We start from the raw sequence: 14,651 nt of genomic DNA, 5'->3' as shown, positions 1-14,651 counted from the left end.
CCAAAGCCCTTACTGGGCTACTGGGCCACGGTAGACGTTGCGATCTCGACCTGATTTTTGCCGCTGTGTTTAGCCCTGTAGAGGGCGGCATCGGCCTGCTGATAGCTGAAGGTTAAACCGCGATCGCAGTCAAAGCTGCTGATGCCAAAACTGGCTGAAATCAAGGGATAGTTTGGGCCAGGCGGCAGATCGGCGAGAGAAACTTTTTGGATCTCCTGACGAATCGTTTCGACCTTATCTCGGGCTTCCTGGGGGGTGCAGCCCACCATTAGCAGAACAAACTCGTCGCCGCCGATGCGGGCGGCCAAGTCGATGGCGCGAATTTGGCTGTGCAAAACCCTGGCCACGGCCTGGAGCAACTGGTCGCCCACCCCATGACCGTAGGTGTCGTTAATGGCTTTGAACCCGTCGAGATCGACCAGAACAAGGCTATGAGTTACGCTGCTGGGCTGGTAGCTCAGGGCGGTCAGGGCCGCCTCTAGCCCCCGACGATTGGCAATTCCGGTTAGCGGGTCGTGCTCGGCCACCCTGCGAATGCTAACCAAGTCGCGGTGGGTGTTGAGCAGCTGGGGCACCAACTCCTTGAGCCGCCAGGCCGTGTATAAGCTGACGGTAGCGGTGAGCAGCGACCAGCCGCCTTCGAGCCAGTAGCTGGCGTGCCAAATATTCCACACCCGCAGGCCGTGGCCGATGCCGCAGCTAAAGATAAAAGCCGCGAACAACAGCAGTACCGGGCGAATTTGCGCGTCAATGTGCTGCCGATTGAGCAACAGCATCAGCGGAATCGAGAAGTAGGCCACTAGCACCCCGCCATCGCTGATGGCGTGTAGGGAGGTCAGCCAGGGGTCCCACAAAAAACAGGACCCATGGGGCATTAGAGCAAGCATGGGAACACACTACAGGGAAACAGCCAGGGAACAGCTAGGAGAAACAGCCAAGAGCCCGCGACGAATCGGCTCGCCGATCGCCACCACCGCGTCATCGTTGCCAAATTAAGAGGGCAAAGTAACGTTTTGTAAACCACAACCCTTCTACCTTTGCCTCAACCAGACGGGCTAACAACGGTGTAAAACCTAAAAAAGCAGCGCTTTTCTCAGTACACTCTGAGATGATCCTTAGGATTCCCGCCCATGACTCTGCTGCAAACTCCGCTCTACTCGGCCTGCGTTGAGCAAAAGGCGCGCATGACCGCGTTTGCCGGTTGGTCAATGCCGGTGCAGTTTGGCGGCATTAAGCAGGAGCACCAGGCAGTGCGCGATCGCGCCGGGCTATTTGATATTTCCCACATGGGCAAGCTTGAGCTTAAAGGGCCAGGGGTAATTGCGGCGCTGCAGCGGCTGGTGCCCTCTAACTTGGAACGGCTAGGTCAGGGGCAGGCTCAGTACACCGTGCTGCTCAACCCCGAGGGCGGCATTGTTGACGACTTGATTGTCTACCTCAAGTCGCCCCCCGGCTCAGATTTTGAAACCGTCGCTCTGATTGTGAATGCCGCCACCACCGACAAAGACAAAACCTGGCTGCTAAATCACCTGCCGGGCACCGGCATTGAGCTGGTAGACGAGTCGCGCGATCGCGCCCTGATTTCGCTTCAAGGACCAGCTGCCGCCACTCTGCTGCAGCCCCACACCCCCCACAACCTCGACGTGCTCGGCCGCTTTGCCCACCGCGATACGGCCCTGCTGGGCCAGCTGGCCTGGATTGCCCGCACGGGCTACACGGGCGAAGACGGCTTTGAGATCATGACTGACCCCGACACCGCCCTGGCCCTGTGGCAACTGCTGAGCGCTGAGGGAGCGATGCCCTGCGGTCTAGGTGCCCGCGATACCCTGCGCCTCGAAGCTGCCATGGCTCTCTACGGACAGGACATCGACGACACCACCAGCCCTCTGGAGGCAGGCCTGAACTGGCTGGTACACCTGGACGAAAAAGGAGATTTCGTCGGGCGATCGCAACTCGAGGCCCAGAAAGCCCAGGGCGTCAGCCGCCGCCTGGTTGGCCTTGTTATGGAGGGTCGCCACATTGCCCGCCACGGCTACCCAGTGCTGCACCAGGGCGATCGCGTTGGCACCGTCACCAGCGGCACCCTGGCCCCCACGCTCAACCTTCCTATAGCCCTGGCCTACGTCGCCGCTCCGCTGGCTAAAGTCGGCCAGCTGCTTGAGGTCGAAGTACGCGGCGAACCCCGTCCTGCGAAGGTGGTGAAGCGGCCCTTTTATCGGGCGAAGTGAGGGGATGGGTAGGCGGGTGGATGGGTAGGCGGGTGGATGGGTGGATGGGTAGGCGGGTGGATGGGTGGTAGACGCGATCGCGGCTTCGTTGCGCTGCCCCAGTTTGTGCCTAGGGCCAGGATTAGTATCCTGAGTGCAATGCTCGATGCTGGTTTTTTGAATTTTGAATTGTTCATTTTGAATTGCTCCGGTTCACTCCCCCATCTTTCTTGCGCCAAACCCTCCGACTCGTGGCACACTGGCACTGGATTCCATCGGCTTTACGCGATAGCTGTGGTACAGATAATTTTTCCTGGGGCGATGTGAGGTTACGCTATGGCATTTGAATATCCTGAAACGCTGAAATATCTCGACAGCCACGAATACGCCCGCGCCGACGAAGACGAGGGCATTGTGACCGTGGGCATTACCGCCTTCGCCATTGACCAACTGGGCGATATTGTCTTTTTAGAGCTACCCGAGATCGGTGACAGCCTGGAAAAAGGCGAAAAGTTTGGCACGGTGGAGTCGGTGAAGGCCGTAGAGGAGCTGAAGTCGCCCGTCTCTGGCGAGGTGCTAGAGCGCAACGAGGCTCTGATCGAAGCGCCCGAGCAAATTGGCGATGACCCCTACGGCGACGGCTGGCTAGTCAAAGTTAAGGCCAGTGATCTAGAAGAACTCGACGACACCCTCACCGCCGAGGAGTACAAAGATCAGGTGGGTGGCTAGGCGTTTGACCCGCTTTGGGCGGTCCGAGCAGGCCGGGGGGCATTGCGTTTAGTGAAGACATGGCTATACTAAATCTGACTTTTGCCGCGCTCTTGGCCGCACAGATTCGCAGAATTTGTCGGTGAGGAGCTGCGATTCACCTCTCAGGCAGCGGGTATGGCTTCAGATCCAGATACCTTTGAACGACCGACGCCCCGAGGGCTGCCCGCCGGGCCAGCCCGTTCTACTCCCCTGCCGCCGGTTTCGGCACTTGAACATCCACCGTCAGGCCCCGCTTCACCCTATGGGCCATCGCGCTACGACCCCCTGGCCGATCTGCGGCGGCGGGCCGACAGTGACAACCACCCCAGCCAATCGCCCGATGGTTTAGGCGATCGCCCCACCGACCAAAACACTCCGCGCCCGCCGCGCCCACCTCTAACCCAGCGCCTGGCCAAAACCTGGCCGATTTGGTCAGTGGGCATTTTGGTGACGGTGATGGGGGTGGGTGCGGTGTCAGCGGTCAGCCTGTTTCGGATTCCCAACCTGCCCAACTGTCGGGCCATTTTTTGGCCAACGGCAGCGGCAACGACCCGGCTGCAGTGCGCCGAGGCCTACGCCGAGCAGGGCACCGTGGAGGGCTACCTAGACGCGATCGCGCTGCTGGAGTCGCTGCCCTCCGACCACCCGCTGCGGGGCGAGGTCGATCTGCGCATCGAAACCTGGTCTGAAAACATTCTCGACCTGGCCGAAACCACCTTTCAGTCAGGCGATTTGGCGGAGGCCATTGCGATCGCCCGGCGCATTCCCAACCACACTGCTGCGGCCCAGCTGGTCAACGAACAGGTCGGCGAGTGGAACCAAATTTGGCAAGCGGCCGAAACGATTTACAAAGCGGCTGAGGCCGACCTCAAGGCGCTGGCGTTTCAGGATGCCTTTGCCAAAGCAATTCAGCTGCTCGACGTGGGCAATACCCACTGGGAAACCGTCAAGTACGACGAGCTGACGGCCAAAATTACCGCCTCCCGCGAAGATCTCAATACGTTGGGTAAAGCCAAAGAACTGGCCCGTCAGCGCACCCTCAAGGCCATGCAGGAGGCAATCAAGCTGGCCCAGGGCATCGACAGCCAGAGCCCGGTTTACGGCGAGGCCCAGTCGGTGATTCGCCAGTTTGGCCGCGACCTGCTGGAGATGGCTGAGGCTGCCCTCGATCGCCAGGATGCCACGGCGGCAGGGCAGATGCTAGAGGCCATTCCAGACTCGCTGGGCATGGGGGCCGAAATTGCCGACATGCGTACCTTTATCGATGCTAGCCAGCTGTCGTGGCAGGGTGGCATTACCGGCCTGGAGGGGGCGATCGTACGGCTGCAGAGCGTCAGCGCCGATCGCCCCCTCTACGGCAAGGCCCAGGCCCTGATGAGCCGCTGGCAGGAGGAGGTAAAGGGGCGCACCCAGCTGGAGTGGGCGCGGCAGGTGGCGCTGCCCGGCACCACAGCCGACCTCCAGGCCGCCATCATCGAAGCGCAGCAAATTTCGCGCAGCAACGCCGCCTGGGCCGACGCCGAGGCCCAAATTGGTCGCTGGCGCAGCCAGATCGAAACTACCGAGGACCGCCCCATTCTGAGCCAGGCCGAGGCCCAGGCTCAGACAGGGGACTTAGCCGGAGCAATCGCCACCGCCCGCCAGATTGGCCCCGGTCGCGCCCTTTCTGACGAAGCCCAAGAAAACATTGGCCAGTGGCGGAGCAGCCTGCAGCGCGCCGAAGATGGGCCACTGCTGGCCCAGGCTCGCCAGCTAGCGGCCCAGGGTCGCCTGGCCGAAGCGATAGCCGTCGCCTCACGCATTGGCGCGGGTCGAGCGCTTTCGGACGAAGCTCAAAGCAGCATTCAAACCTGGCGAGGGCAGCTCCAGGGGCAGCAGCAGCTGCAGGCAGCCTACCAAGCCGCCCAGGCCGGCACAGTGAGCGCCCTGGTCGAAGCGGTGCGGCTGGCTCGGCAGGTGCCCGAGGGCAGCTCCCAGCGAGCCGAGGCTACCCAGGCCCTCACCCGCTGGAGCTGGGACATTTTGCGGCTGGCCGAAACCGAAGCGCTGGTCAACCCCAGCCGTGCGATCGCGATTGCCGAAGCCGTACCGGCTCAAACCGAAGCCTATGCCCAGGCCCAACTGCGCCTGCGCGAGTGGCGCGCCGCCCAAGACCAACCCCAGGGCACCATTAACATGCCTTGACTGAGAGGCCCTAGAACCTACGCCTGAGTAATTTGTAGCGATGGCCAGTTCGCTGAGGATAGCGGTAACCGTCACTAGCGAAAACCTGGGCGGCGAACTGACTATACTTACTGCTTTCGGCTATTCCTGCCGCTGAAGTCTCGATCGCGGTCGATCAATCGGGGCCATACTCCACTAAGATTTTTCTAAGCATTTGCGGTTGTTTAGCGCTATCCATGCACGGCTCAATGTCTGATTCGGAGAAAATTCCAGAGATTCTCAAGCTGATTGACATTCTCGATGGGCTAGAGGCATTAATTGAGAGCGCCCCTAACGAAGACGTGGAAGACATTCTCGAAGAGGCGTGGTTGCAGATTAGCGACACCTTCCCGGACGACTTTAAGGCCGCCACCCAGCACGACGCCGGAGCTGAGGGGCTGCGCCGCTACCTCAAGGTCAAGGGTTTTTTTGAAAACCCTTCAGAGCGCTCAATTGGCGCAGCGGATCTAGAGGAGTACTATCGCAGCTATATTGCCGCTGAAGAGGATGAAGAACCGACTGACTTTTTCTTCCCTGAGTAGGGCTGGGGCAGGGGTAAAGCCGCCGGGCAGCGCTAGCGGGGGGCCGACGTAGGGGCCGGGATAGGGGCCAGCAGGGCATCGGCTTCGGCAGCGGGCAGGGGCCTGGCTAGCCAATAGCCCTGGGCCAGTTCGCAGCCCAGGTGGTAGAGGTGCTCAAACTGGGCCTGGGTTTCGACCCCTTCGGCGATCGCCGCTAAACCCAGGCGGTTGCTGAGGGTAATAATGGTTTCGACAATGTCCGAGTTGCGGCGGTTGGCCTCCATCGCCATGACGAAGGAGCGATCGATTTTGAGGGCATCGACGGGCAGCTGGTGCAGGTAGCTGAGCGAGGAGTAGCCGGTGCCGAAGTCGTCGATGGTGACGGTAAACCCGTAGGGCTTGAGCTGCTGCAAAATGACGACCATCGCCTGAATATCTTCGATCAGGGTGCTTTCGGTGATTTCGAGATTGAGGTGGTGGCCCTGCAGGCCGGTTTGGGCCAAAATGTTGGTCAAATCGCTGAGCAGGTCGCTGCGCAGCAGGTCTTTGACCGAGAAGTTGATGCTCACCGTTAGCTCGGCCCGGTGGGGGTAGCGCTGGTGCCAGAGGGCCAGCTGCCGGGTCGCCTGACTCAGCACCCAGCGATCGAGGGGTACAATTAGCCCGGTTTCTTCGGCGATGGGAATAAAGTGATCGGGGGCGATGAAGCCGCGGTCGGGGTGCTGCCACCGCACCAGAGCCTCAAAGCCAGAGATTTCGCGAGTTTCGAGCTGAAAAATGGGCTGATAGTAGAGCACCAGCTCGCCGTGGTCGATAGCATGGCGCAGTTCCTGTTCGAGCTGGAGCCGCTGCAGGGCTTGCAGGTGCATCGACTCGTTAAACACCACGTAGCGGCCCCGCCCCTGGGCCTTGGCCCGATACATGGCGATGTCGGCGTCTCTCAGGGGTTCGGAGGGGCTTTGGTAATCGCACCCCCCCATCACAATACCTACACTGGCGTTGAGAAAGACGTTGCGCCCACCCACCGCCAGGGGCTCTTGAATCTCCTGCAGCAGCCGCTCGGCAATGCGCAGGGGCTCTTGCATGGTGCCGATGTCTTCGAGCAGCAGCACAAACTCGTCGCCCCCCAAACGGGCGGCCAAGTCAGTGGTGCGAATCAGCGATCGCAGCTTTTGGGCTACCACGACCAGCACCTCATCGCCCGCCAGATGCCCCAGGCTGTCGTTGATGACTTTGAAGTGGTCTAAATCGAGAAAGAGCACCGCGAACTGCTGCCGACGCTGGCGATGGCAGCGCCGAATCGCCAGCTCGAGCCGCTGCATAAGAAAGTTGCGGTTGGGCAGCTGGGTGAGGGCGTCGTGAAGGCTGTTAAACAGCATCTGATCGGCGACGCGGCGGTGCTCGGCCTCGGCCAGGCGGCGCTCAGTGATATCGGTGTAGGTGCCGCTCATGCGCAGCGGGCGGTAGGCCTCATCCCACTCGACGACCTTGCCCCGATCGAGCACCCACACCCAGTGGCCCTGGCGGTGGCGCAGGCGAAATTCGCATTCGTAGCTGGCCGTTTCGCCCTCAAAGTGGCGCTGTAGCGCGATCTTTTTGCGGCTCCAGTCGTCGGGGTGAACAAACCGCTGCCAGGTATCAATCCGGGCTGGCCCCATGTCGCTGGGGACATAGCCCATCAGGGCCGCACAGCGATCGCTAGTCCACACCTCCCCAGTCTGCACCTGCCAGTCCCAAATGCCAATGCCGGAGCCTTCGATGGCCAAATGCAGCAGTTCTTTGGTGCGCTCTAGCTCAGTCAGAGCGGCACGGCGATCGCGGCGACTTTGGGCCTCCCGCACCTCTCGCCGCACTGCCTCCACCAGCCGCGAAAGGTTGTCCTTCATCACGTAATCGTGGGCACCGGCCCGCATCATCTCTACGGCGGTGGCCTCACCCACCGTGCCCGACACGACGATAAAGGGCAGATCATGGGGGCTGTTTTTTAGGATTTCGAGGGCAACAGGGGCGGTAAACTGAGGCAGTTGATAGTCAGAAAACACCACATCCCAGTCGTGGGCGTCAAGGGCGGCGCTGAAATCAGCGGCGGTTTGCACCTGAACCCACGTGGGGGCAAACCCAGCCCGGCGCAGCTCTCGCAACAGCAGCAGCAGGTCGTCGTCGGAGTCTTCTACGATTAGCGCCCGCAGGGGTTCAGAGGCAGTCATGGCAGAGTGGGTGGCAGCTCACTGATCAAGGCCCAGTACAGGCCGAGCTGACGCACGGCTTCGGTAAACTCGTCAATGTTGACAGGCTTGCGCACATAGCTATTTGCCCCCAGGCTGTAGCTTTCAATGATATCGCGGTCTTCACTTGACGAGGTGAGCACCACCACGGGCAGCAGCCGGGTGCGATCGCTGCCGCGAATTTGCCGCAGCACCGCCAGCCCATCGACCTTGGGCAGCTTGAGATCGAGCAGCACCACGCAGGGCAGCGGGCCAGAGCCAAACACCTGCTGCAGGGCCTCTTCGCCGTTGCGAGCCACCACAATTGGGTTGGCCAAGTGGCCCCGGCGCAGGGCGCGCAGGGTGAGCCGCTCGTCGTCGGGGTTGTCTTCGACCAGCAAAATAGAGCGCACTGGCGTCATGGCGGCCCCTCTGCCCCCGAGGCACGGGGGAGCGTGAAGTAGAACACGGCCCCCTGGTCTACGGCGGCCTTGGCCCACACCCGCCCCCCCTGGCGGTGAATGGCCCGCTGCACCGTGGCCAGACCAATGCCGGTGCCCGGGAACTCATGGGTGTTGTGCAGCCGCTGAAACACCCCAAACAGCTTGTCGGCGTAGGCCATATCAAAGCCGGCCCCGTTGTCGCGCAGGTAGTAAACTGGCTCGCCCCCCTGCACCACCACGCCAAAGTCAAGGCAGGCACTGGGGCGGTGGCTGGTGAACTTCCAGGCGTTTTGCACCAGGTTGGCGATCGCGACCTGCATCAGGGTGGGGTCGGCGCTGACGGCAATGCTGGGGGCAATGGTGACGGTAACGCTGCGATCGGGGTCAGCCGATCGCAGCGCGTCGATCTGCTCCTGCACCAGGGTGCTGAGGTTTACCGTCTCGTAGGTCATCGCCTGGCGCGACACCCGCGACAGCCGCAGCAGGTCGTCAATCAGCTGGCCCATGCGGCCGACATTGTGACGAATGCGATCGAAATAGTCCTGCCCCTCCTGATCAAACTGGTCGCCGTAGTCTTCGAGCAGGGCGCGACTAAAGCCGTCGATCGCCCGCAGCGGAGCTCGCAGATCGTGGGAAACCGAGTAGGCAAAGGCCTCTAGCTCGCGGTTCGAGGCTTCAAGCTGGGCCGTGGTGCGCAAAATCTGCAGCTCGGCCCGCTTCTTCTCAGTGATGTCGTAGTTGATGCCAACCATGCTCAGGGGCTGCCCCTCGGGGGTGCGATAGACCAGCGCGCTGGCCTTAATCCAGCGCAATTCGCCGTCGCTGCGATAGATGCGAAACTCACTGTCGTAGGGGGCATCGGTGGCGAGAGCAGCCTGGAGAGCCGCTTCTACCGCCTGCAGGTCGTCGTTGTAGACCCGGCTGCACCAGTCCTGGTAAGTGTTGGGCCGCCCCTCCTCAAAGCCGTATAGCTCAATCAGACGCTGATCCCAGTTGATCGCATTGGTGGCGACATCCCATTCCCAACAGCCAAAGCCCCCCGACTCCAGGGCCAGGGCTAACCGGGCCGAGAGATTCTGCAGCTCAGCGGCGGCCTGTTTCTGGTCGGTAATATCGTAGTTAATGCCGATGATGCTGACGGGCTGAGCGTGGGCATCGCGCTGAACCAGGGCACTAGAGCGAATCCAGCCGAGGCTGCCATCGCCGCGCCAGACGCGAAACTCCACATCGTAGGGGGTGTTGCTGTCGAGGAGAGCCTGGTTGGCCGCTTCAACCCACGCCAAGTCGTCGGCATAGACCTGGGCTCGCCAGTCTTGGTAGGTGGCCTGATGGCCCAGTCGAGCAAAGCCATACAGGTCAACCAGGCACTGGTCCCAGGTCACCTCGTCCGTGCTTAAAATTCTTTCCCAGCTGCCAATGCGGCCCGACTCCAGGGCCAGGGAAAGCCGCAGCGAGAGGCGCTCCAGCTCGATTGCCGCCTGTTTGTGCTTGGTGATGTCGTAGTTGATGCCTACCATGGCCTGGGCCGCTCCAGCGGGCGATTCCTGCACAATGGCCGCCGCGCGTATCCACCGCAGCTCGGCGTTGGGGCGGTAAAACCGAAACTCGATGTCGAGGTGCCCGTTGCCTTGCAGAGCCTGGTGAATAGCCGCCTCAACGGTGGGCAAATCGTCGGGATGTACGCGGGCAATCCAGTCGTCAAAGATAACGGCTCGGCCCAGGCTCTCTAAGCCCCAGATTTCGTACATGCGCTGATCCCATAGGACTGCCTGTTGGAGATCCCAGCTCCAGGTGCCAATGCGGCCCGACTCCAGGGCCAGGGACAGCCGCAGCGATAGGTTCTGCACCTCAGCGTCGTGCTGCTTGCGCTCGCTAATGTCCTGCACGGTGCCGGTCAGATGGGTCAGCTGGCCTAGCTCGTTGACCACTGCTTCGCCCTTGATGTGGATATGACCAGGGCTGCCGTCAGCCCGCAGAATGCGGAATTCTTCGTCGAAGGGCTGATGGGTGGCCATCGCCGTCTCTATAGTTTGATGATGTCGCGCCTGGTCATCGGGGTGAAAGTAGTCCTGAAGTGCCTCACAGCTAGTCAGTTGTTCGCCTACGGCGAGACCAAAAATGCGATAGACCTGCTCAGACCAGGTAATGCGCTCAGTCGCCAACTCAAACTCCCAACTGCCTAGGTTGCCAATGCGCTGGGCAGCTTGCAGGTGGGCTTCATTTTTTCTCAGCTGTGCTTCGGTGTGCTTGAGTCGGGTGATATTGACGTGGCAACCCACGATGCGCCGGGGCTGACCGGCCGCATCCCAGGCGATCACCTGGCCAGCGCAGATGATCCACACTGTGGAGCCGTTTTTGTGGCGGTAGCGCACTTCGGTGTAGTAGGGCACCTGACCGTGGCTCTGAATGTGGCGCTCCAGGTTGGCCAAGGCAATGGGCAAATCGTCTGGGTGAATCAGGGTTTGCCAGGTATTGGGGTGGTTGGGCAGTTCGTGGTCAGCATAGCCGAACATGGCCTTGAGGCCAGGGCTCATGTAGGCGGTATTGGCCTCACAGTCGATATCCCAATAGCCGGCCAAAATAGAGTCGAGGGTGGTCTCTAGCAGCGATAGCTCCCGGCGCAGATGCTGAGCCTGCTGGCGGCTGGCGGCGGCAACTTTGCGATCGCTGATGTCTGTAAAGTAGGCGGTAACCCCGTCAGCATTGGGGTAGAGCCGCATTTCAAACCAGGTGTTCAGGGGCGGAAAGTAGTACTCCAGAGCCTCGGGCTGCTGCTGCTCAACCGCTCGATGGTAAGCCTCATAGATCGAGGTGTCGACCGCTTCGGGAAATTTGGCCCAGACGTTGTGACCAATTAAGTCTGCCGCCGAGCGCTGTAAAATGCGCTCAGCACTGGGGTTGAGGTAGACGCAGCACGCATTGCAGTCAAAGGCGATAATGCCGTCGTTAATGCGATCAAATACGCGAGTCAACAGGTCCCGGGCTGCCGTGGCGTCGCGCTGGGCCGCCTGCGCCTCGGTGAGCAACCGCTGCTGAACCTGCTGGGCCATCACGCGATCGCTAATATCGCGCGAAATACACAAAATTGACTCTATTTCTTCACCCGTGGCTGACCACTCCGGGGCGATCGCCATCTCAAAGTGCCGCACCCCGATCAGGGTTGGGGTAGTAAATTCAATCGTCTGCTTTTCGCCGGTAGCCAGCAGCGCGGCAGCGGCGGCCTCCCAAGTGGCGACCATGCCGCTGTCTAAATTCAGCTCGCGGCAGGTTTTGCCCAAAAAGGCGGCCGTATCGACCCCGGTAAGCCTGGCCAGCGACGGGCTGACGTAGAGGTGGCGCAGATGGCGGTCAAACCGCTCGACAATGTCAGGAGAATTTTCGACCAGGTTTTGGTAATGCTGGTGAGCCTGCTCTAGAGCCGTTGGCTGCGCCCGGTGCGGCAGTGGCCTCAGCTTGGCCCAGAGGTCGTCGGGGGCGAACTCGCCCTTAAATAAGTAGTCGGCGGCCCCCAGCTTCATTGCCTCCAGGGCCATACGCTCCTGGCCTGGCCCCACCAGCACGACCACCGGCAGCGGGCGCTGAGCACAGATGTCACCCAGGGCGGCCAAAAACGCCAGCCCACCGCCCTCGGCCCAGGCCAGGTCAACCACGGCCCAGTCGGGGGGGGCAGTTTGCCACAGATCTAGAGCCTGGGGCAGCGTGTCGGCCTCAAACAGGTGGTTGGCGGCGGCGGCCTGCGCGAGGCGATCGCCCCTCGCCAGCAGCAGCAGCACGCTCAGGCGATCGGGGTCAGGCGGCGGCACAGGGGGCGAAGGGCTGTCTGCAAGCTGGGTGTGAGTCGAGGTGTGGGACAAAAGCTGGGCCATAGACAGGCGGCGTTGGAATGGGGCAATCGGCCAACCCACTACTGTGCAGGAGTAGCCACGTACCTTTAAGACTACCCTGACTGCCCCAGGGTGGTTATATAAATCACCGCTTCGTCGGGTGGAATGCCCAGTACCTCGTTGACCTGGTCGTCGTAGAAGCCGCCGATGCCGCTCACCCCCAGCCCTAGTCGCACAGCGGCCAGGTTTAGGCGCTGGCCCAGGTGCCCGGCATCTAAGTGCAGATAGCGGTAGACGCGATCGCCGTAGGCCGCCACCGCCCGGGCCAAATCGGCGGTGTGAAACACCACGGCGGCGGCATCGCGGCCCAGCTCCTGCCCCAGGCACAGGTAGTGCAGCTCGCGGCGAAAGTTTTTGAAGCGCACCTGGCGCAGCTCCTCACTGCGGGGGGCGTAGTAGTAGCAGCCATCGTCTAGGCCCTCAATGGCGCAGGCCACCACAAAGGTGTGCACCAGGCTGCGATCGCCGTAGTCGGGGGCAGGGTCAAAGCCCTGGTCGCGGTAGTGGCGGGGCTGGTAGGTAAAGTCTAGAAGCTGCCTCAGCGCTCCCAGGGAAATCGGCCCAGCGCTGAACCGTCGCGTCGATCGCCGTTTGAAGAAGGTGGTTTCGAGCTGCTCCAGGTGCGGCCCCCAATCGATGGGTGCGCTGCCGGTGGGCACCCGCAGACCAAAGGGCAGGTTGTACTTATCTTCCAGGGTGTCGGCGGGCTGGGGGGTGTCGCCGCTGGGCTGCATTGCCCACTTAGGGGCATCGGCGGTGGGGGCGATCGCCGTCACCTGGTGAAAGTAGTTTAGCAATTCGCCATCGGGCACCGCCGAAAACTGGGTTTGGGGCGGCGTGGCAAAGGCCACCTGGGCACAGGGCAGGTTTTGCTCCACCGTCAGCAGGTCGGCCAGGGGCAGCACCGCCAAGGCACCCTCCTCGGCGGAGTCGAGGTAGAGCAGCTCGGCTATGGCGCGATCGGCAAAGCTGGCAATCAGGTGGGGGCGGTAGTCAACCACGGCGCTGGCCAGCTCCAGGTTGCCCAACAGGTGGCCGATATCCAGACAAATGCGCCGGTAGGCCCGGTCCTGGTAGCGCCAGGCCGACCGATAAAACACCCCCGTCACCACCAGGGCCAGGTGGGTCGCCTCCAGCGTGGGGTGCCAAAAACAGGCCCGCTGCAACGCCTGCCACACGTGGTCTTCCCAGTAGCGCCAGAGGCTGTGGCTGCGGGCCTGGTAGTTGTAGAGCCCCGCTGGCAGCAGCCGCGTGCCGCGCGAAATAATATAGATCTCCGCCGGGTATAGCCCGCCCGCCGACGGTGCCGATCGCAGGTAAAAGGTCTGCCCCGTTTCGGTGGGAAACTTGGCCGTTAGCCCGTAGGTATTGATCAGCAGCCGCGACAGCCGCATCCAGTCGGCCACATTGTCGCCTGACCCAGAGCCGCCCTCCTCCAGGTAGGGCTTGAGGTCAACCTCGGCCCCCACCCGGTAGGTCTTAAAGGTCACGGGCTGGCGGCTGTAGTCGAGGGGACGGGCCTGGGCGGCCAGGGTCTTGGGGTCGTACTTGGTACGGCTGTGGTAGTGCTGAGCGATAGAAACCAGAGCGTCGGGCATGGCCAGTTGGGCGATCGCAGCTTGCAGACGGCTGTCTAGATTCTATACAAGCCTGGGCGATCGGGCATGGGGCCAGGGGGAGAGAGGAATGAAGTCTAGGGGGATAGCTATCCCGGCCCTCCTAAAAACCTGAAGACATCATTAACGCTTTGTTGTTGCGAAACGTAAACGATTACATTGGCAGGTGTTCTTTTGTTGAGCACAAATACTTAGGCTCACAGCCTTACTTCAACACACGATGGATCAACTTACCAAAGAGGCTTTACTGGCGGCATATAGAAACGGTCAGCGGTGTTTTTCAAGAGTCAATTTGACCGGAGCTGAATTATTCGAGGTAGACCTGCGCCAGATTGAGCTGCAGGGCAGCTGCCTAGATGACTGCTACATTCCCTACGGCAACCTCAGTATGGCCAAACTGGCCGGGGCCAGCCTGATCAAAGCTCACCTGGGCAACATCAACCTCTATGGCGCTGACCTGGCCGGGGCGGTGCTGAGTGAGGTCGACCTGGGCCGCGCCGACCTGCGGGGGGCCAATCTAACCAGAGCCAGCCTGGTTGGGGCCAACCTCAGCGGGGCCGATTTGCAGGGGGCGACCCTGCACGGGGCCAACCTCAGCGGGGCCAACCTCAGCGGGGCCAGGCTGGAGGGGGCCGACCTCACCAAGGCTACCCTCAGCCGCTGCAACCTGTTTCGCGCCACCGGGGTCGATCTAGACCAGAGCTGCTGCGATCGCACCACCATCTTGCCCAGCGGCTACAACTATGGCCGCTAGCAAAAGGGCCGCTGGCAAGGCAGCAGAGGGCCTGCCCCCAGGGGTGAATGTTAGCTTCCGCTGCCCTCAC

At 61.6% G+C, this 14,651-nt stretch carries 10 protein-coding genes; 5 read left to right on the top strand and 5 right to left on the bottom strand.

Going from position 1 to position 14,651, the window contains the following annotated elements:
- Positions 1 to 17 precede the first annotated feature (17 nt).
- A complete protein-coding gene (locus tag IQ265_RS22150; RefSeq protein WP_194057627.1) occupies positions 18 to 887 on the bottom strand; it encodes a GGDEF domain-containing protein in 870 nt (289 codons plus the stop codon).
- 243 nt (positions 888 to 1,130) lie between these two features.
- Here IQ265_RS22150 and gcvT point away from each other — a divergent pair, with 243 nt between their 5' ends.
- From gcvT to IQ265_RS22130, 4 genes are all read left to right on the top strand, one after another.
- The gene (gene gcvT, locus IQ265_RS22145; protein ID WP_194057625.1) at positions 1,131 to 2,228 is read left to right on the top strand and encodes a glycine cleavage system aminomethyltransferase GcvT; all 1,098 of its coding nucleotides are present in this window, start codon (positions 1,131 to 1,133) and stop codon (positions 2,226 to 2,228) included.
- 315 nt (positions 2,229 to 2,543) lie between these two features.
- Complete coding sequence (gene gcvH, locus IQ265_RS22140) at positions 2,544 to 2,936, top strand: glycine cleavage system protein GcvH (protein WP_194057623.1); 393 nt, start codon at positions 2,544 to 2,546, stop codon at positions 2,934 to 2,936.
- 156 nt (positions 2,937 to 3,092) lie between these two features.
- Positions 3,093 to 5,141 carry a chromosome segregation ATPase gene (locus IQ265_RS22135; RefSeq protein WP_194057620.1) on the top strand — a complete coding sequence of 683 codons (2,049 nt, stop codon included), beginning with the start codon at positions 3,093 to 3,095 and terminating at the stop codon, positions 5,139 to 5,141.
- A gap of 227 nt (positions 5,142 to 5,368) precedes the next feature.
- Complete coding sequence (locus IQ265_RS22130) at positions 5,369 to 5,701, top strand: hypothetical protein (protein WP_194057618.1); 333 nt, start codon at positions 5,369 to 5,371, stop codon at positions 5,699 to 5,701.
- Positions 5,702 to 5,733: 32 nt separating this feature from the next.
- Here the strand turns inward: IQ265_RS22130 and IQ265_RS22125 are convergent, their stop codons facing one another.
- The 4 genes from IQ265_RS22125 to IQ265_RS22110 form a co-directional block, all read right to left on the bottom strand.
- Positions 5,734 to 7,887, bottom strand: a complete 2,154-nt coding sequence (locus IQ265_RS22125; protein ID WP_194057616.1) for a GGDEF domain-containing response regulator — start codon at positions 7,885 to 7,887, stop codon at positions 5,734 to 5,736.
- Complete coding sequence (locus IQ265_RS22120) at positions 7,884 to 8,306, bottom strand: response regulator (protein WP_194057614.1); 423 nt, start codon at positions 8,304 to 8,306, stop codon at positions 7,884 to 7,886. The genes IQ265_RS22125 and IQ265_RS22120 overlap by 4 nt, the downstream gene beginning before the upstream one ends.
- Positions 8,303 to 12,193 (bottom strand): PAS domain-containing protein, encoded by a 3,891-nt coding sequence (locus IQ265_RS22115; RefSeq protein ID WP_194057612.1) that lies wholly within the window; start codon positions 12,191 to 12,193, stop codon positions 8,303 to 8,305. The genes IQ265_RS22120 and IQ265_RS22115 overlap by 4 nt, the downstream gene beginning before the upstream one ends.
- Before the next feature lie 71 nt (positions 12,194 to 12,264).
- Positions 12,265 to 13,809, bottom strand: a complete 1,545-nt coding sequence (locus tag IQ265_RS22110; protein ID WP_194057610.1) for a SagB/ThcOx family dehydrogenase — start codon at positions 13,807 to 13,809, stop codon at positions 12,265 to 12,267.
- 310 nt (positions 13,810 to 14,119) lie between these two features.
- On the opposite strand from IQ265_RS22110, the gene IQ265_RS22105 reads away from it, so the two are divergent.
- Positions 14,120 to 14,581 (top strand): pentapeptide repeat-containing protein, encoded by a 462-nt coding sequence (locus tag IQ265_RS22105; protein ID WP_347405002.1) that lies wholly within the window; start codon positions 14,120 to 14,122, stop codon positions 14,579 to 14,581.
- Positions 14,582 to 14,651: the final 70 nt, after the last annotated feature.

The sequence above is a fragment of the Nodosilinea sp. LEGE 06152 genome, from assembly GCF_015207525.1.
Classification (GTDB): domain Bacteria; phylum Cyanobacteriota; class Cyanobacteriia; order Phormidesmidales; family Phormidesmidaceae; genus Nodosilinea.
Note: the sequence above shows the minus strand (reverse complement) of the source record. Positions and strands in the feature narration are given on the sequence as shown.